This is a genomic window from Pantoea agglomerans (genome assembly GCF_021397715.1).
Lineage (GTDB): Bacteria > Pseudomonadota > Gammaproteobacteria > Enterobacterales > Enterobacteriaceae > Pantoea > Pantoea astica.
Genome location: NZ_CP090207.1, coordinates 3,472,296 through 3,489,904 on the forward strand (window position 1 = coordinate 3,472,296; position 17,609 = coordinate 3,489,904).

The window sequence follows — 17,609 nt, forward strand, 5'->3', positions numbered from 1 at the left end:
TTCAGCTGACGGTGAACCCGAGCATCATGCCGGTATCTTCATGCTCCAGCAGATGACAGTGGGCCATGTAAGCATGTTCGGCGGCGGCGACGTAATTGAAGCGCACCAGGACTTCGCTGCGCCAGCCGTCGACATTCACCATATCTTTCCAGCCCTGACGATGCGGTGCCGGTGGCTTGCCGTTCTCTGACAGAATACGGAACTGGGTGCCGTGAATGTGGAACGGATGCAGCATCGCGTCGCCCTCGCCGGAAATCGTCCATTTCTCAAACTCGCCCAGCTTCACCGCAAAGGACGGTTTCGTCATGTTGAACGCCTGGCCGTTGATCTTATTGCCGTTTCGGAAATCATAACCGGCCGGTTGTGCCATGCCGTGCATACTGTGATCCATACCTTCCATCGGCGGCATCGGCTCTGCCGTCTTTTTCTCCTGCATCTGCGGCATCGCGTGGTGGCCGCCCTTGCCCATCGCCTTGTCACCGTAGCGCTGCATCAGCGCCTGCATACCCCGTTGATCCAGTTGCGGGTCCATCATCAGTTGCAGCCAGCGCGTGTTCAGCCCCTCGGTTTTCGGCACTGGCGGCAGCGTTGCCAGCTGATCCGGCAGCGTGGCGCTGGCCATCACCCGCAGCGGCAAAATCTGCACCAGCGGCAGCGGCTGGTCGAACGGTGCCAGCGTCATGCCCATCTGCCCGACCGGCAGCGTCACCAGATCAAAGGCTTTCCCATCCGAGGTATCGATCATCACTTCAAAACGTTCGCCCGGCAGCATCGGCAGTGACGCCAGCTTCACCGGCTCGGTCAGCAGCCCGCCGTCGCTGGCGATGACATAGAGCGGACGCTGGTCACTGGCGGCAACCTGTAGCGAACGGGCATTGCAGCCATTCAGCAACCGCAACCGCAGCCAGCCGCGCGGCACCGCATGTTGCGGGTACTGCACGCCATTGGTCAGCATCATGTCGCCAAACCAGCCAACCGCTGCGCGCATCACATCCAGCTGGTAATCAATCTGACTGCCATCTTTGGTCAGCTGTTTATCCTGAAAGATCAGCGGCACGTCATCCACGCCCCATTGGGTCGGCAGCCGCAATTTACCCATTTCATCATCTTCCAGCAGGATCAGCCCGGCCAATCCCTGCGCCACCTGATGCCCGGTTTTCCCATGCAGATGCGGATGATACCAGCAGGTCGCAGCCGGTTGATCGGGAGTAAAAGAGACCTGTCGCGAGCCGCCAGCCGCGATGCTGGCCTGTGGACCGCCATCGACGGCGCCAGGGATCTCCAGCCCATGCCAGTGCAGCGTAGTGGCTTCGCTGAGCCGGTTATGAATGTTCACCGTGGCGGGCTTGCCACTTTGCAGCTTTATCGCCGGCCCGAGTAAGCTGCCGTTATAACCCCAGGTCGGCACCGCCTTACCGTTCCACTCCGTAGTGCCCTGCATAGCGGTCAGCGTGTACTGGCCTCTGGCATCCGGCAACAGCAGTGACGGAATCGGTAACAGCGGCCGGCTGGCAGCCATCAGCGAGCGGCTCCAGAGCGGCAGCGCCCCGGCCGCACTCAGGGCGGCCGTGAGTTTCAGGAATTGGCGACGTTGCATGGTAATCATCCTTGTAGCATGAGAGCAGACAGCCTAAACCCTGACCTTATGGGAAGGTCAAGCGTTACGCACCGGAATCAGCCGAAAAAAGGCGGAGAGCCGCACGGTACGGCAAATTAATCGAAAACCTGATAGTAACTGTGCTAACGTCATTAACAATATCCATTGAAGAGAACGATTATGAAGCAAAGCTTTAAGATCCTGCTGCTGACGGGACTCCTTGGCTTCTCCTCCACCAGTTTTGCCCTGAGCGAATCCGAAGCGGAAGATCTGGCCGATCTGACGGCGGTGTTCGTCTATCTGAAAAATGATTGCGGCTATCAGGATCTGCCGGATGCGCAGATCCGTAAGGCACTGGTCTTTTTTGCTCAGCAGAACCGCTGGGATTTAAGCAACTACAGCAATTACAACATGAAGGCGCTGGGCGAAGAGAGCTATCGTGACCTGAGCGGCATCGCCATCACCAACGATAAAAAATGTAAGTCGCTGGCACGCGATTCGCTGAGCCTGCTGGCTTACGTCCGCTAATCCTCCTCTCTCTTCTGCTGGACATTTGACCGTGCAACCACGGTCAGAGTTAGCTATGATGTGCCGCCCATTTTCATGGCGATGTCATCAGAGGAGAGCCCCACCATGGCCCAAAATGAAATGTGGTATGAAACCCTTCATGCCGGTTTTGGTCAGTATTTCACCATCGATAAACAGCTCTATCGTGAGAAAACTGCGCATCAGGATTTAATCATTTTCGAAAATGCCGCGATGGGTCGCGTCATGGCGCTGGACGGCGTGGTGCAGACCACCGAGCGCGACGAATTTATCTATCATGAAATGATGACCCACGTTCCTCTGCTGGCGCACGGCGCGGCGAAAAGCGTGCTGATCATTGGCGGCGGCGATGGTGCCATGCTGCGTGAAGTGTCGCGTCATCCGCAGATCGAAAAGATCACCATGGTGGAAATCGACGCTGGCGTGGTCACCTTCTGCCGCCAGTACCTGCCGAACCACAGCGCCGGTGCCTATGACGATCCGCGCTTTACCCTGGTGATCGACGACGGCGTTAACTTCGTCAATCAGACCACCGAAAAATTTGATGTCATCATCTCTGACTGCACCGATCCCATCGGTCCCGGTGAAAGTCTGTTTACCTCAGAATTTTATGCCGGCTGCAAAGCGGCCCTTAATGAAAATGGCATCTTTGTGGCGCAGAATGGCGTCTGCTTCCTGCAACAGGATGAAGCGGTTAACAGCCATCGCAAACTGGGCCACTATTTTTCCGATGTCAGCTTCTATCAGGCGGCAATTCCGACCTATTACGGCGGCATCATGACCTTTGCCTGGGCGAGTGACAATCCGGCGCTGCGCCAGATCGATAGCGCTACCCTGCAGGCGCGTTTTGAGGCCGCTGGCCTGACCTGCCGTTACTATACACCGGCAATCCATACCGGCAGTTTTGCCCTGCCGCAATATCTGTTGAATGCGTTATCCGCCACACGCTGATGGCACATTTCTAAGGGGGTGAATAAAATTGCAAAAGCTAAAACTACATGGCTTCAACAACCTGACTAAGAGCCTGAGTTTTTGTATTTACGATATTTGCTATGCGAATACTGAAGCTGAACGCGATGGTTATATTGCCTACATTGATGAGCAATATAACGCTAATCGTCTGACCGAAATTCTGACCGAGACCTGCTCGATCATTGGTGCCAACGTGCTGAACATTGCGCGCCAGGATTATGAGCCGCAGGGTGCCAGCGTCACCATTCTGGTCAGCGAAGAACCGATCGATCCGAAAGATATCGATAACTCGGAACACCCTGGCCCGTTGCCAAATTCGGTGGTGGCCCATCTGGATAAGAGCCATATCTGCGTACACACCTATCCGGAAAGCCATCCGGAAGGCGGACTCTGTACCTTCCGCGCCGATATTGAAGTCTCAACCTGCGGCGTGATTTCACCGCTGAAAGCGCTGAATTACCTGATTCACCAGCTGGAATCTGACATCGTGACGGTCGATTACCGGGTGCGCGGTTTTACCCGTGACGTAAAAGGGATGAAGCACTTTATCGATCATGAAATTAATTCGATCCAGAACTTCATGTCGGATGATATGAAGGCGATGTATGACATGGTGGATGTGAACGTTTATCAGGAGAACATCTTCCATACCAAGATGTTGCTGAAAGAGTTCGATCTCAAGCACTACCTGTTCAACACCCAGCCTGAAGATCTCAGCCCGCAGGAACACAAGCGAATCACCGACCTGCTGTGGAAAGAGATGCGTGAAATTTATTACGGCAGAAATATCCCGTCAGTGGGCTTAAAGACGCTGTAATCGTAGGTGGCGGCGCGCTGACTGCAGCATCGGGCGCGCCTTCCCTCCCTGTCACTTCAACTTCCCCATCATCGCAACGTCTCCAATACCCGATCGCCAACAATAATTTTTCCGTCTGAGGATGATATTTTCAGCGCTGGACGCTTCTCTTTCATCCCATGACAGGCAAAAAAATGGCAAGAATTAACGTAATGGATTTCGATGCCGTACCGGACGCCACCTCTCTTTCTACCCAGGCGATTCAACGCGCCATCGACAGCGCAACCGACGGCGATACCGTACTGATTCCGGCAGGACGCTTTCTCAGCGGAGCACTTTTTTTAAAGAGCAACATGACGCTGGAGCTGGCTGACAATGCGGTGCTGCTTGGCAGTCAGCAGCTGGAAGATTATCCACAAATCGACAGCCGCGTGGCGGGGATTGATATGGTCTGGCCGGCGGCGCTTCTTAACATCAATCATTGCCGAAACGTCACGCTGTGCGGCAATGGCACAATTGATGGGCAAGGCGCCGTCTGGTGGCATAAATTCTGGGGCGATGATGAAAACAGTGGGATGCTGGCGGAATACAGTCAGCGCGGCCTGCGCTGGGTGGTGGATTACGACTGCCAGCGGCCGCGTAACCTGGTGGTGTATCACAGTGAGAACGTGACGCTGGCGGACTTTACCTCACGGGATTCCGGCTTCTGGAATGTTCACATCTGTTATTCAACGCAGGTTATTTTGCAGGGTCTGCGGGTGCTGAACCAGACAGGCCCCAGTACCGACGGCATCGATATTGATTCCAGCCAGCAGGTTCGCGTCGAAGGCTGTACCGTTTCCTGCAATGACGACAATATCTGCGTGAAATCGGGACGCGGTGCCGAAGCGCAACAGCTGGGCAGAACGGCGCGCGATATTATTATTCGCGACTGTACGCTGCTGAAGGGCTCGGGCATTACGCTGGGGAGCGAAACCTCTGGCGGTATTGAAAACGTCATAATCGAGCACAATCGTTTTTCCGGTACCGGAGTCGGATTTCGCATTAAGTCAGCCCGCAACCGCGGGGGATGGATCAGCAATATTATTGTCCGCCACCTGACGCTTGAGGATGTTTGCTATCCCTTTATGCTCCAGCTGAACTGGTTCCCGCAGTACAGCTACAGCGCACAGTCAGCCGACGCAGAACAGCCGCCGCACTGGCGAAAACTGGCATCGGGCGTAGAGGGGCTGGCCGGGCTGACGCGAGTGGAGAATATTACCATCAGCCACATTACCAGTAGCCTGAGTCAACCCGCCCTGTTTTCACGCGCGTTTTTTATTGAAGGCGCGGCGGAACAGCCGATTGATCAGTTACGTTTCAGTGATATCCGGCTACAGGCGCAGGAATTTGGCAAGATAGCCGGCGTCAGTAATCTGATCTTTGAACGGGTCAGCGTTGATGCACCCGCCGCAACGCTGACAGAGAATGATGCTTATCATCGCTAGCGATACCTCTGACGACAGATGGCTGCGGGACAAGCCCATTGAAACGTCTTCAGGTTGAAGTCAGTGCGAGCGTAATCCCGCGCTCGCGCAGGGCGAGGCCGACCTCTTCCTCTAACCGGCAGTCAGTGACCACATCGGTCAGGCTTTCCAGCGGCACGGCGCAAAACAGCGACCAGGAACCATATTTGCTGCTGTCTGCCAGCAATATCCGGCGAGAAGCATTGGCCAGCAGATCGTGTTTCAGTCCGGCTTTTTCCTCCGTTGGCGTGGTAATACCGCGCTCCAGGCTCCACGAGTTACAGCTGACAAAAGCGATATCGGGATTGATGCCGCGCAACAGCCGGCGGCCGTGCTCGCCAATACAGGACTGGCTGGAATCATCAATGCGACCCCCGATAATCGTCACCTCAATCTGCCTGAATTCCGACAAAAACAGCGCAATGTGCAGATCGGCGGTAATCACCCGCAGCGGCAGATGGGTCAGCTGCCGTGCCAGCTCCAGCATGGTGGTACCGGCATCCAGCACCACCGAATCGCCCGCCTGAACAAAACGGGCAGCACAGGCCGCAATCGCCTGCTTTTCGGCCAGGTTACGCTGCATTTTCTCCAGCGTCGTCGGTTGCGTGGGAATAAAGCGGTTGAGGGTAACGCCGCCATGACTGCGGCTGATGACCCCTTCTTTATCCAGCTTAATCAAATCACGTCGAATGGTAGCCGGTGAGGCGGAGATGGCACTGACTAGTTGCTCAACAGTCACCAGATTATGACTTTTTAGGTAATCCATAATCTGGTCAAGACGGCTCTGTCCCTTCATATATCCCTATGCGAGCTGCATCGCGAGTTTAATAGAGATCGCCATGCTGTCAGACTTCGCTTTACCTGTCCAGGCGATATCAAATGCGGTGCCGTGGTCCGCCGAGGTGCGGATAAACGGCAGGCCCGCCGTGATGTTAACCCCGTCGTAGAATCCCAGCAGTTTAAGCGGAATATGCCCCTGATCGTGGTACATCGCGACCACCATGTCATACCGTCCATCCTGGCACTGCAGGAACACCGTGTCCGGCGGACAAGGCCCGTAGACATCAATCCCCTGCGCTTTCATTGCCGCAATGGCTGGCGCAACCGTGGTGATCTCCTCATCGCCAAACAGGCCGTTTTCACCGGCGTGCGGATTAACGCCCGCCACGGCAATGCGCGGCTGGGTATAACCGACCCGACGCAGGAAAGTGTCCGCCATACCAATCACGGTTTTGATGCGCGTCTGGTTCAGCGTATCGAGGAACTTACGCAGCGCAATGTGGGTCGTGACATGAATCACTTTCAGCTTATCGGTATAGAGGACCATGGCGTAATCTCTGGTCCCGGTAAGATGCGCCAGCAGTTCAGTGTGACCAGGATAGAGATGGCCCGCCGCATGCAGCGCCTCTTTGTTCAGCGGCGCGGTGGCTATGGCATGCACGTCGCCCGCCAGTGCCAGCTCTGTAGCACACTTCACGCAACGCCATGCCAGATCTCCCGCCTCTTTCTGCACCACGCCAGGTTTCAGCGCGTCGGGATCGGCCAGGGGCTCATCGATTACGTTGATGATGCCGGGTGCAAACCGCGCATCCTGCACCCGGTCCAGCACCCGCAGCTCGGCCTGTGGCGTAATATTCATCGCCATAATGCGGCGCAGCGTACTGGCACAGCCTATCACCACCGCAGGAATGCCATTCAGCTCACCTTCAGAGAGTGACTTAATGATGATTTCCGGGCTGATGCCCGCCGGATCGCCCATGGTGATCGCAATAATTTTACTCACTCGACTTCTCCTCAATAAAACCAATGGCTGCTACCAGGGTATTTTCATCACCAAAGCCACCCGCTTTGGTCATCACCGGCAGAGTAAATTCACTGTTAAGCAGAACCCCGTGCGGCACACAGCCCGCCACCAGACCCTGAATTTTAAAGCCGCTGGCCCCCAGTGCCTGGGCAACGGCAATCGCCACGTCGCCTCCCGACAGATAGAGCGCATGCGGCAGCTGTGTCCGGCACAGGCTGTGGGTTATTTCGCCCAGCAACTGACTGATCGCTTCACCCAGCTGCTGGCGGGTCACGCTGTGCTGCTGGCTGAGATGCCCGATATCGTGACGCTGGGATTCTTGCTGGCAGGTGCGGATCACCGTATGGCGACCGGCACGCAGTGCGGTTTCAGCCTGTTGGATCCAGCGATCCCGGTCGGGCCAGGCGGGCTGCTGAAACAGCTGACGGATATCGACATCCACTATCTCAACTGCCCGCTGTTTAAGCAGCGTGGCGATCTGCTGCTGCGCGCTGCTGCTCATCGATCCTACTACTGCCAGCACGGGCCGCGACGGGCGAACAGAGAGCGCTGCGCCCAGCGCATCGCTTAATCCGGCGGCTCCCACCAGCAGCGGCTTCTCTGCCAGCCGCGCCGCAGCGGTTATCAGTCGCGCCAGATCGGCTTCATTTTCGGCATCCACCACCACGACGCCATGCACCGCCGCTAACACCGCATCAAGCCGATCGCTGCGCAGCGTCGGGAGATCGATCTCCGTGCCGTCGATCTGCATCTGATCGAGTACGCGGGGGCTGAGGATCGGGGTTTTCGGATCGCTGGCAAATTCGGTGTCTGTCAGTAAATGCTGATTGACCCACACTTTACCCTCGCGTGTGGTGCGGCCCAGTCGTGGCACGGCTGGCGCAACCAGCGCCAGCCTTTTGCCGCTGGCGTGCAGCGCAGCCGCGGTTTCAGCACCGACGTTGCCGCGCAGCGTGGAGTCGATCTTTTTAAACAGCCAGCCCTGCTGAAGCTCTGCGGCGAAGTGCTGCACCACCTGAGCGACGCGCTCTGCGGCCTGGCTGGCGCTGGCTGCCCTGCTGTCGGTGCTGATGACCAGCACATCCGCAGCGTCGTCTGGCAACGGTGCCTTAGTGCCAAACAGCACATGTACGCGGGCGCCAGCCTGTGCCAGTCCGCTACCCGCATCGTTGGCACCGGTAAAGTCATCGGCGATGACCAGCACCGGGGTTTTCCATAATGATGAGCCCATCCTCACTCCTGTCAGGCGATTGTCGCTGCATTTGATTATATTCAATCATGATTGATTATATGTGAGCAAGTTCAAATTAATCGAAATCGATATGCCTTATAAAATTAGCCACTGAGAGTGACTGACTTCGCATTGCGCTGAGCAAGATTAATCATCTGCTCAGACAGGACAGAAATAAGGGTATGAAATGAACATTAACAGCACGGTGATTAGCGGTTATCAGGCGTTAAACGACATGCGCTATCTGCTGAAGGGGATATCGACAGCAGTCGTGGTCACTGACCGGAACATTGAGGCTATTCCGGCAGTGCAGGCGCTGATGGTTCAACTTCGGGATCAGATTCCGGGTATCAGCGTGGTCAACAGCGTCCCGCCTGAACCAAGCCAGCATGATGTGGCAGCGATTATCGCGACGCTCTCCCGGCCCCATGTCGATATGGTGATTGGCATCGGCGGCGGCAGCGTGCTGGATGTGGCGAAGCTGCTCTCAGTACTGTGCATCGACGCCGCGCCTTCGCTGGACGCCCTGCTGGCAGGCGAAAAACCGCAGCGCCGTACCCGTTCAATACTGATCCCTACCACCGCAGGCACGGGTTCTGAGGCGACGCCCAATGCGATCCTGGCGATCCCGGAGAAAGAGACCAAAGTCGGCATTATTTCACCAGTGATGCTGCCCGATGTGGTGGCCCTGGTGCCGGAACTGACCACCAGCATGCCGGCCCACATCGCCTCTTCAACCGGTATTGACGCCCTCTGCCATCTGATTGAGTGCTTTACCGCCAATGTCGCCAACCCGGTCAGCGACAACTATGCGCTGACTGGGATGAAGAAACTGTTCGCTAATCTCGAAACCACCCTGCGCGAGCCAGAAAATTTGCAGGCACGCCTGGAGATGCTCTGGGCCTCTTATTATGGCGGTGCATCGATTGCCCATGCCGGGACACATCTGGTGCATGCCCTCTCTTACCCGCTCGGCGGCAGATATCATCTGCCACACGGCGTCGCCAACGCCATCCTGCTGGCTCCCTGCATGCGCTTTGTCCGTCCGGCGGCGGTGAGCAAATTCGCTCAGGCCTATGATCTGCTGCCCGACGCCGACGTCCGTTTAAGCGATGAAGAGAAATCACACGCGCTGGTCGACTACTTCACCGCGCTGGTAGCGCGGCTGCAGCTGCCTGCCAGCCTGGAAGCCCTGGGCATCAGCCCGGATCACCTGCCCTGGTTAGTGGAAGCCGCGCTCGACGTCCAGCGTCTGATGAACAACGTGCCGATGGCGGTCACCGCCGACGATGTGCGCGCCGTCTACCTGACGCTTTTCCCTTCCTGCCAGGCGTAATGAGGATTGTCATGAATAAGAAAATAAACGGCGTACTGACCGCCATCGTCACCACTTTTGACCGGGAAGGTGCCTTTGATCCGGAGAGGCAGCGCGAACAGGTCAGACGCCAGATCAACGCCGGTAACGGCATCTTCTGCGGCGGTACCAACGGCGAATTCTTTGTGCTGAACGAGCAGGAGAAGATCGCGGTTACCACCACCTGCGTCGATGAAGTTAACGGCCGGATGCCGGTGGTGGCGCACATCGGAGAGATTTCGACCCGTGAAACTATCCGGCTAGGCAAACAGATTGCCAATCTTGGCGTAGATGCTGTCTCCGCGATCACGCCGTGGTTTGTTCCGCTTAAACAGCAGGAGCTGATCGACCACTATCAGCGCGTGGCTGACGCGCTTACGGTGCCGCTGTTCCTCTACAACATCCCGGCGCGTACCGGCAATACTTTGCAGCCAGAGACCGTTCATACGCTGGCCGCGCACCCGAACATCATCGGCATTAAAGATTCAGCAGGCAGCTATGAAAGTCTGAGCGGCTTTCTGCAGGCTACCGCCGACTGCCAGGACTTTGATGTGCTGAACGGCCCGGATTCGCTGATCCACCAGGGTTTCGTGGATGGCTGCTCCGCCTCAATTTCCGGGCTGGCAAACGTGGCGCCAGAGGCGATTAACGCCATCTGGGCGCGCTTCCATGCGGGCGATATTGCCGGTTCGCATCAGGCACAGGAGAACGTCACCGGCCTGCGCACCGCGCTTTACAGCATCGGTTTCTCACCGGCCGCCGTGAAAAAAGCGGTCAGCCTCCAGGGCTTTGAGGTGGGTGAAAGCCGCTATGCGGTGCAGTTCAGCGCCGAAGAGCAGCAGCAGATCCGTCAAATCGTGAACCACTACCTGCGATAACGTCCATCACCTTTGCACCCTACCGGTCAGATGAGAACGAACCTGATGGTCGCCATCTGCCAGAACAATCGAGGTCATGATGAAAGCATTTTCAACTGAGAGCACCTTACTGATCGTCGGCATGGTGGTCGCCTATATCCTGTTCACCACCTGGCTCACCTGGCGGCTGCGCAGTAAAACCAGCGGCGACTTTATGGAAGGCTCGCGCGCCATGCCTGCTTTTATCGTCGGCATTATGCTGATGTCTGAATATATCGGGGCAAAATCCACCATCGGCACCGCGCAGGCGGCGTTTGAAGATGGCTTCGCCGCCTCATGGTCGGTGATTGGCGCGGCTATTGGTTTCCCGCTGTTTGGCCTGATTCTGGTTAAGCGCATCTACAACACCGGAAAGATCACTATCTCCGGTGCTATCGCCGAGAAATATGGCAGTTCGACCAAAAATATTATCTCGCTGATCATGATCTATGCGCTGCTGCTGGTGAACGTCGGCAATTACATCAGCGGCGCGGCGGCAATCTCCACCGTACTCAAGATCGACCTGACCCAGGCTGCTTTTATCACTGCGGTGGTCAGCACCTTCTACTTTGCGTTTGGCGGCATGAAAGGCGTGGCCTGGGTCACGCTGCTGCACAGCGCCATCAAGTATATGGGGATCCTGATTATCCTCTATGTGGCGCTGAAGATGACCGGGGGCGTCGCCCCAATGATGGAGAAAATGCCGGCGTTCTACTGGACATGGGATGGTCATGTCGGTGCCAGTACGATTGTGGCCTGGCTGATTGGGACCGTGGGTTCGATCTTCTGTACCCAGTTTGTGATCCAGGCAATCTCCTCCACCAAAGATGTAAAGTCAGCGAAGCGTGCCACCTGGGTCGCCTTTTTCTTCTGCCTGCCGATCGGTCTGGCGATGGCGCTGATTGGCGTGGCAGCGAAGTTTGCTCACCCGGATATCAAGAGCCTCTATGCGCTGCCGGTGTTTCTGCAGGATATGTCACCGTGGCTGGCGGGCATTGTCACTACCTCGCTGGTAGCCTCGATTTTCGTCAGCGTCGGTACCGTGGCGCTGGCCATCGCTTCGCTGGTGGTGAAAGACTTTTACGTGCCTTATCGTAACCCGACCCCAGAACGCGAATTTAAAATGACGCGCTGGATCTCGATTGGCATCGGCTTCTTCCCGCTGCTGTTTGTTCTGTTCTTCCCGGAAGTGCTGAAGCTCTCGTTCTTTACCCGTGCGATTCGCCTGTCAATTACCGTTGTGGCGATCATGGCCTTCTACCTGCCGTGGTTTAAGAGCACACGCGGCGCCAATGCCGGTCTGATTGGCGCCTGCGTTGTCACCTCCGTCTGGTTCCTGATGGGTAACCCGTTTGGTATCGACAATATGTACGTGGCGCTGATCACCCCGGCAATCATTATGGTGATTGACCGCTGTATCCCGTCACGCCAGTCTCAGCCTCAATCGCAACACAATGCACAAAACAGTGGAGCCTAAAATGACTCAGGAAACCGTCACCGTAGAACGCACCGGCCTGCTTGCGCCTCACCCGCAGGATAGCGCTCAGCAGATTGCGATGCTGCCCTCCTCCTGCCCGCAAAACCACGCGGCTAACCTGCTGCCACTGCCCGATGGCGATCTGCTTTGCGTCTGGTTTGGCGGCACGCAGGAAGGGATCGCCGATATCTCTGTCTGGTGTTCACGACTGCAAAAAGGCAGCGATCGCTGGAGTGAAGCCCAAAAACTCTCTGACGATCCGGGCCGTTCAGAACAGAATCCGGTGCTGTTTCTCGATCCCGACCAGGTACTGTGGCTGCTGTGGACGGCGCAGAAATCGGGCAATCAGGACACCGCGATTGTTCGCTATCGCCAGTCGCACGATCTGGGCCGCAGCTGGGGTGCCATCGGCACACTTTTGGATAAGCCTGGCACCTTTATTCGCCAGCCGATTGTGGTGCTGCCCAACGGTAACTGGTTGCTGCCGGTGTTTTACTGCCTGACGCAGCCCGGCGAAAAGTGGGTCGGCAGCTATGACGTGAGCGCGGTAAAAATCTCAGAAGATAAAGGCCAGAGCTGGCGCGACGTCAGCGTGCCTGACAGCACCGGCTGCGTCCACATGAACGTCACGCTGCTGGATGACGGTACGCTGCTAGCACTCTATCGCAGCCGCTGGGCCGATCATATTTACCAGAGCCGCTCATTTGATCAGGGTGAAAGCTGGAGTGCCCCACAGCCGTTGTCGCTGCCTAACAATAACTCATCGATTCAGGTCACCACGCTGCGCAATGGTCATCTGGCGCTGGTGTTTAATGCGATGAGCGCGGAAGGCGCGAGTGAGCGGCGGCTGTCGCTGTATGACGAAATTGAAGATGAGGATGATGATGAGGTAGCTGTCGCCGTGCAGCCAGTGGCACACGGCGCGCGAACGGCCTTCTGGGGTGCACCGCGCGCGCCTATGACGCTGGCGATTTCACATGACGGCGGCATAAGCTGGCCGCTGCAGCGTAATCTGGATGAAGGCGATGGCTACTGCATGACCAACAATTCACAGCAGAAGCTGAACCGTGAATTCTCTTATCCAAGCATCAAACAGGGAGCCGGCGGTGAACTGCATATCGCCTACACCTTTTATCGTCAGGCAATCAAGTATGTTCGCGTTGAAGAGTCGTGGGTGGCGGGAGGTCGCGCGTGATTCACCAAATGGCGCTGGTCACTGGTGCCAGCTCAGGTATCGGCCAGGCGATTGTTGACCGCTTGCTGGCGGAGGGCTGGCAGGTGATCGGTCTGAGTCGCTCGGCGCTGACGCGGCAACATCCGGCACTGCAGAGCTATCAGGTGGATATCAGCGATGCCGCCGCCTTACAGAAGGTGTTAGCCCGACTGCCGGTGCCCCAGGCGCTGGTACATGCGGCAGGCATGATGCAGGCTGCGCCGCTGGGTGAACTCGATCTCAACGCCAGCGCGCGCTTATGGCAGTTGCATGTGGCAGCGGCGGAGCAACTGACTAATCACTGCGCGCCACGGATGACCAGTGGCGGCAGGATTGTGCTGCTGGGCAGCCGCACCTCAGGCGGAGCGGCGGGCCGCAGTCAGTATGTGGCGACCAAATCCGCAATGATCGGGATGGTGCGCAGCTGGGCTGCAGAACTGGCACCACGCGGCATTACCGCCAATATTGTGGCGCCTGGCGCAACCGACACGCCGATGCTGCAACAGCCGGGTCGGGCCAGTTCACCACCGAGGCTGCCGCCAATTGGCCGCTTTATTCAACCGGAGGAAGTGGCCGGGCTGGTGCATTTTCTGCTCACGCCGGCTGCGGCGGCGATGACCGGACAGCAGCTAGTGCTGTGTGGCGGGGCGTCTCTCAGTTAACCGGCCGGGCGGCTCAGGTCGCCCGGCTTTTATTACCATACTGATTGACGAACTGGCGATAGGCGGCGATCACCAGCAGGAAATCTTCAATGCCGCAGAACGAGAGGCTCTCTTCGTCGTAGTAGTTCATCCCCTCTTCCATGCCGTCATCTTCCAGCGCCAGCAGGTTGGCGCGGATCATCACCTCTTCCTCATCCAGCAGGATGGTGTACTCGCTGCCGACGCGCTGCCATTGCCGCACGCTGCCTTTCACATCTTCGATTGCGGCTTCGACTTCGTCCAGCAGGCCAGGATCGTCTCTGACCTCTTCATTAAACCAGTGGCCGACCGCTTCGTGATCCATCGACATGCGCACCTTAATCTGGCCGGTCACATCGCGTAAAAATTCATATTCCATCGCCCGTTCCTCTCTACATCATCGCGTCACGTTATCAGTGTCAGCGCTGCCTCAACGGCAAAGTGTGACAAGTGGCGCATTATTGCAGGCTGTCCGGCGAAATGCAGCTTTTCATCGCGCCGGTTGCCGTCGCACAGACGAAAAAAAGGGGCGAATCATCGCCCCTTTTTACGGCTATCGGTCAGTGAATCAGACTGCAGTCTGGAAAATCACGCCGTCAGCTTTGTCGGTGTACTGCGTCAGCTGGTCGAAGTTGAGATAGCGATAAGTGTCGCTGGCGGTTTTATCCACCTGCGCCATAAATTGCTGATACTCATCCGGCGTTGGCAGACGGCCTAACAGTGAGGCCACTGCCGCCAGCTCGGCTGATGCCAGATAGACGTTCGCGCCGGTACCCAGACGGTTCGGGAAGTTACGGGTTGAGGTGGAGACCACCGTCGCACCGTCCGCCACGCGTGCCTGGTTACCCATGCAGAGTGAACAGCCTGGGATCTCGATACGCGCCCCGCTCTTACCGAATACGCTGTAGTAGCCTTCTTCGGTCAGCTGCGCCGCATCCATCTTGGTTGGCGGTGCCACCCACAGACGAGTCGGTAACTGCCCTTTATGGCTATCCAGCAGCTTACCGGCTGCACGGAAGTGACCGATGTTGGTCATGCACGATCCGATGAAGACTTCATCGATCTTCTCGCCCTGCACATCAGAGAGCAGACGGGCATCATCCGGATCGTTTGGTGCGCAGAGGATCGGCTCTTTAATATCTGCCAGATCGATCTCAATCACCGCGGCATATTCCGCATCCGCATCCGCTTCCAGCAGCTGTGGATCCGCCAGCCATTTCTCCATCCCTTCAACACGACGCTCCAGCGTACGACGATCGCCATAGCCTTCAGCAATCATCCACTTCAGCAGAACGATGTTGGAGTTCAGGTATTCAATGATCGGGTCTTTATCCAGCTTGATGGTACAGCCCGCCGCTGAACGTTCCGCTGACGCATCTGACAGCTCAAACGCCTGCTCGACTTTCAGATCCGGCAGACCTTCAATCTCCAGGATGCGGCCAGAGAAGATGTTTTTCTTACCTTTCTTCTCAACGGTCAGCAGACCCTGTTTGATGGCATACAGCGGGATGGCGTGAACCAGATCGCGCAGCGTAATACCTGGCTCCATTTTACCTTTGAAGCGCACCAGCACCGATTCCGGCATGTCGAGCGGCATCACGCCGGTCGCGGCGGCAAACGCCACCAGGCCTGAACCCGCCGGGAAAGAGATACCGATCGGGAAACGGGTATGTGAATCACCGCCGGTGCCGACGGTATCCGGCAGCAGCATACGGTTCAGCCAGCTGTGGATGATGCCGTCACCCGGACGCAGCGACACACCGCCACGGTTCATGATGAAGTCGGGCAGCGTATGGTGCGTATTCACATCCACTGGCTTAGGATAAGCTGCGGTGTGACAGAATGATTGCATCACCAGATCGGTTGAGAAACCGAGGCACGCCAGATCTTTCAGCTCATCACGCGTCATCGGACCGGTGGTATCCTGCGATCCTACTGAGGTCATTTTCGGTTCGCAATAGGCGCCCGGACGAACACCCTCAACGCCACAGGCGCGGCCGACCATCTTCTGTGCCAGCGAGAAACCGCGGGTGCTCTCCGCGACATCTTTCGCCTGACGGAATACGGTGCTGTGCGGCAGACCCAGCGACTCACGCGCTTTGGTGGTCAGGCCACGACCGATGATCAGCGGAATACGGCCACCGGCACGCACTTCGTCAATCAGCACTTCAGTTTTCAGTTCGAAGCTGGCCAGCAGTTCGTTGGTCTGATGGTTGCGCACTTCGCCTTTGAATGGATAGATGTCGATGACATCGCCCATGTTCAGGTTGTTCACATCCACTTCTATCGGCAGTGCGCCCGCATCTTCCATGGTGTTGAAGAAGATTGGAGCAATTTTGCTGCCCAGCACCACGCCGCCGCCTTTTTTGTTCGGCACGTTCGGGATGTCGTCGCCCATAAACCACAGCACCGAGTTGGTGGCGGATTTACGTGAGGAACCGGTACCGACGACGTCACCGACGTACGCCAGCGGGAAGCCTTTAGCCTGCAGCGCCTGGATCTGTTTGATCGGGCCAACGTTGCCTGGCTCATCCGGCTCAATGCCTTCACGGGCATTTTTCAGCATCGCTAACGCGTGCAGTGGGATGTCAGGACGTGACCAGGCATCCGGAGCCGGAGAGAGATCATCGGTGTTGGTTTCGCCGGTGACTTTGAACACCGTAACGGTAATTTTTTCAGCCAGTTCAGGGCGTGACAGATACCATTCCGCATCGGCCCACGATTGCATCACCTGCTTCGCGTATTCATTGCCCGCTTTCGCTTTCTCTTCCACGTCATAGAAGCTGTCGAACATCAGCAGCGTGTGTGAAAGAGCTTTGGCCGCGATCGGTGCCAGTTTCTGGTCTTCCAGCGCATCGATCAGCGGATGAATATTATAACCGCCCTGCATGGTGCCGAGCAGTTCAACCGCTTTTTCAGGAGAGATCAGAGGAGAGGTGGCTTCGCCTTTGGCGACAGCGGCCAGGAAACCCGCTTTAACGTACGCCGCTTCATCGACGCCCGGTGGAACACGGTTGACCAACAGATCGGTCAGAAATTCTTCTTCACCCGCAGGTGGATTTTTTAGCAGTTCAACCAGCGCGGCCATTTGGGAAGCATCTAAAGGCTTAGGTACGATCCCTTCTGCGGCACGCTCGGCAACGTGCTTACGGTATTCTTCTAGCACGACGTTATCCTCGCTCTCATTATGTAGGGCTTTCCGACCACCTTGCTCACTTATGGAGAACAACCTTACCTTATGATGTCCAGGTTGAGGTGCCCGGTTTCGCGGAGGGCAGAATAGCAGGATTTCGGGTGTTTGTTAATCTGTTTACAAAAATACAACATTAAATGCATAACCGTTTCTGCCGGTTTCCTGCCTGCTGGCAGCGGGCATCTGAACCACAAACAGGCCAGCAAAGCAGGCGATCGCGCGGCAGAAAAGCGTCACGACTGAATAACGCGCCGGTCAGGGTTAATCAGGCAGTGAATTGTCTGAAATGCATAACGCGCAGGAATAGAAGACGCGGCAGGATTAACGTTTTGGCGGGAATGGCCC

15 protein-coding genes are annotated in these 17,609 nt (G+C 56.8%); 9 read left to right on the forward strand and 6 right to left on the reverse strand.

Features of this window, described 5'->3' with window-relative positions; all coding sequences use genetic code 11:
* Nucleotide 1: 1 nt before the first annotated feature.
* Nucleotides 2-1,597 (reverse strand): multicopper oxidase CueO, encoded by a 1,596-nt coding sequence (cueO, locus tag LZU96_RS16690; protein WP_233985272.1) that lies wholly within the window; start codon nt 1,595-1,597, stop codon nt 2-4.
* 180 nt (nt 1,598-1,777) lie between these two features.
* On the opposite strand from cueO, the gene LZU96_RS16695 reads away from it, so the two are divergent.
* From LZU96_RS16695 to LZU96_RS16710, 4 genes are all read left to right on the forward strand, one after another.
* Nucleotides 1,778-2,125, forward strand: coding sequence for a YacC family pilotin-like protein (locus LZU96_RS16695; protein ID WP_094119295.1), 348 nt, complete (start codon nt 1,778-1,780; stop codon nt 2,123-2,125).
* Nucleotides 2,126-2,230: 105 nt separating this feature from the next.
* The gene (speE, locus tag LZU96_RS16700) at nt 2,231-3,094 is read left to right on the forward strand and encodes a polyamine aminopropyltransferase (protein WP_233985273.1); all 864 of its coding nucleotides are present in this window, start codon (nt 2,231-2,233) and stop codon (nt 3,092-3,094) included.
* 28 nt (nt 3,095-3,122) lie between these two features.
* The gene (speD, locus tag LZU96_RS16705) at nt 3,123-3,932 is read left to right on the forward strand and encodes an adenosylmethionine decarboxylase (RefSeq protein WP_094119293.1); all 810 of its coding nucleotides are present in this window, start codon (nt 3,123-3,125) and stop codon (nt 3,930-3,932) included.
* A gap of 173 nt (nt 3,933-4,105) precedes the next feature.
* Complete coding sequence (locus tag LZU96_RS16710) at nt 4,106-5,398, forward strand: glycoside hydrolase family 28 protein (RefSeq protein ID WP_233985274.1); 1,293 nt, start codon at nt 4,106-4,108, stop codon at nt 5,396-5,398.
* Nucleotides 5,399-5,447: 49 nt separating this feature from the next.
* Here the strand turns inward: LZU96_RS16710 and LZU96_RS16715 are convergent, their stop codons facing one another.
* Genes LZU96_RS16715 through dtnK form a run of 3 tightly spaced genes read right to left on the reverse strand, consistent with a single transcriptional unit; the run spans nt 5,448 to nt 8,451 of the window.
* Nucleotides 5,448-6,212, reverse strand: coding sequence for a DeoR/GlpR family DNA-binding transcription regulator (locus LZU96_RS16715; RefSeq protein WP_233985275.1), 765 nt, complete (start codon nt 6,210-6,212; stop codon nt 5,448-5,450).
* 6 nt (nt 6,213-6,218) lie between these two features.
* Nucleotides 6,219-7,199, reverse strand: coding sequence for a D-threonate 4-phosphate dehydrogenase (locus LZU96_RS16720; RefSeq protein ID WP_233985276.1), 981 nt, complete (start codon nt 7,197-7,199; stop codon nt 6,219-6,221).
* Nucleotides 7,192-8,451, reverse strand: a complete 1,260-nt coding sequence (dtnK, locus tag LZU96_RS16725) for a D-threonate kinase (protein ID WP_233985277.1) — start codon at nt 8,449-8,451, stop codon at nt 7,192-7,194. Before dtnK ends, LZU96_RS16720 begins: the two co-directional genes overlap by 8 nt.
* 187 nt (nt 8,452-8,638) lie before the next feature.
* Between dtnK and LZU96_RS16730 the strand changes: the two genes are divergently transcribed.
* From LZU96_RS16730 to LZU96_RS16750, 5 genes are all read left to right on the forward strand, one after another.
* Nucleotides 8,639-9,787: an iron-containing alcohol dehydrogenase gene (locus LZU96_RS16730; protein WP_233985278.1), complete on the forward strand. Its 1,149-nt coding sequence runs from the start codon at nt 8,639-8,641 to the stop codon at nt 9,785-9,787.
* Between the two features lie 11 nt (nt 9,788-9,798).
* Nucleotides 9,799-10,683: a dihydrodipicolinate synthase family protein gene (locus LZU96_RS16735; protein WP_233985279.1), complete on the forward strand. Its 885-nt coding sequence runs from the start codon at nt 9,799-9,801 to the stop codon at nt 10,681-10,683.
* A gap of 79 nt (nt 10,684-10,762) precedes the next feature.
* Nucleotides 10,763-12,178, forward strand: coding sequence for a sodium:solute symporter family protein (locus LZU96_RS16740; RefSeq protein WP_031292876.1), 1,416 nt, complete (start codon nt 10,763-10,765; stop codon nt 12,176-12,178).
* A 1-nt stretch (nt 12,179) separates the two neighbouring features.
* Nucleotides 12,180-13,373 carry a sialidase family protein gene (locus LZU96_RS16745; RefSeq protein WP_233985280.1) on the forward strand — a complete coding sequence of 398 codons (1,194 nt, stop codon included), beginning with the start codon at nt 12,180-12,182 and terminating at the stop codon, nt 13,371-13,373.
* 8 nt (nt 13,374-13,381) lie between these two features.
* Entirely contained in the window at nt 13,382-14,053 is a 672-nt protein-coding gene (locus tag LZU96_RS16750) for an SDR family NAD(P)-dependent oxidoreductase (RefSeq protein WP_233988222.1), read from the forward strand.
* Between the two features lie 13 nt (nt 14,054-14,066).
* Here LZU96_RS16750 and yacL read toward each other — a convergent pair whose 3' ends face one another.
* Both yacL and acnB read right to left on the reverse strand, forming a co-directional pair.
* Nucleotides 14,067-14,450 carry a protein YacL gene (yacL, locus tag LZU96_RS16755; protein WP_031376684.1) on the reverse strand — a complete coding sequence of 128 codons (384 nt, stop codon included), beginning with the start codon at nt 14,448-14,450 and terminating at the stop codon, nt 14,067-14,069.
* A 189-nt stretch (nt 14,451-14,639) separates the two neighbouring features.
* Entirely contained in the window at nt 14,640-17,237 is a 2,598-nt protein-coding gene (gene acnB, locus LZU96_RS16760; RefSeq protein WP_233985281.1) for a bifunctional aconitate hydratase 2/2-methylisocitrate dehydratase, read from the reverse strand.
* Nucleotides 17,238-17,609: the final 372 nt, after the last annotated feature.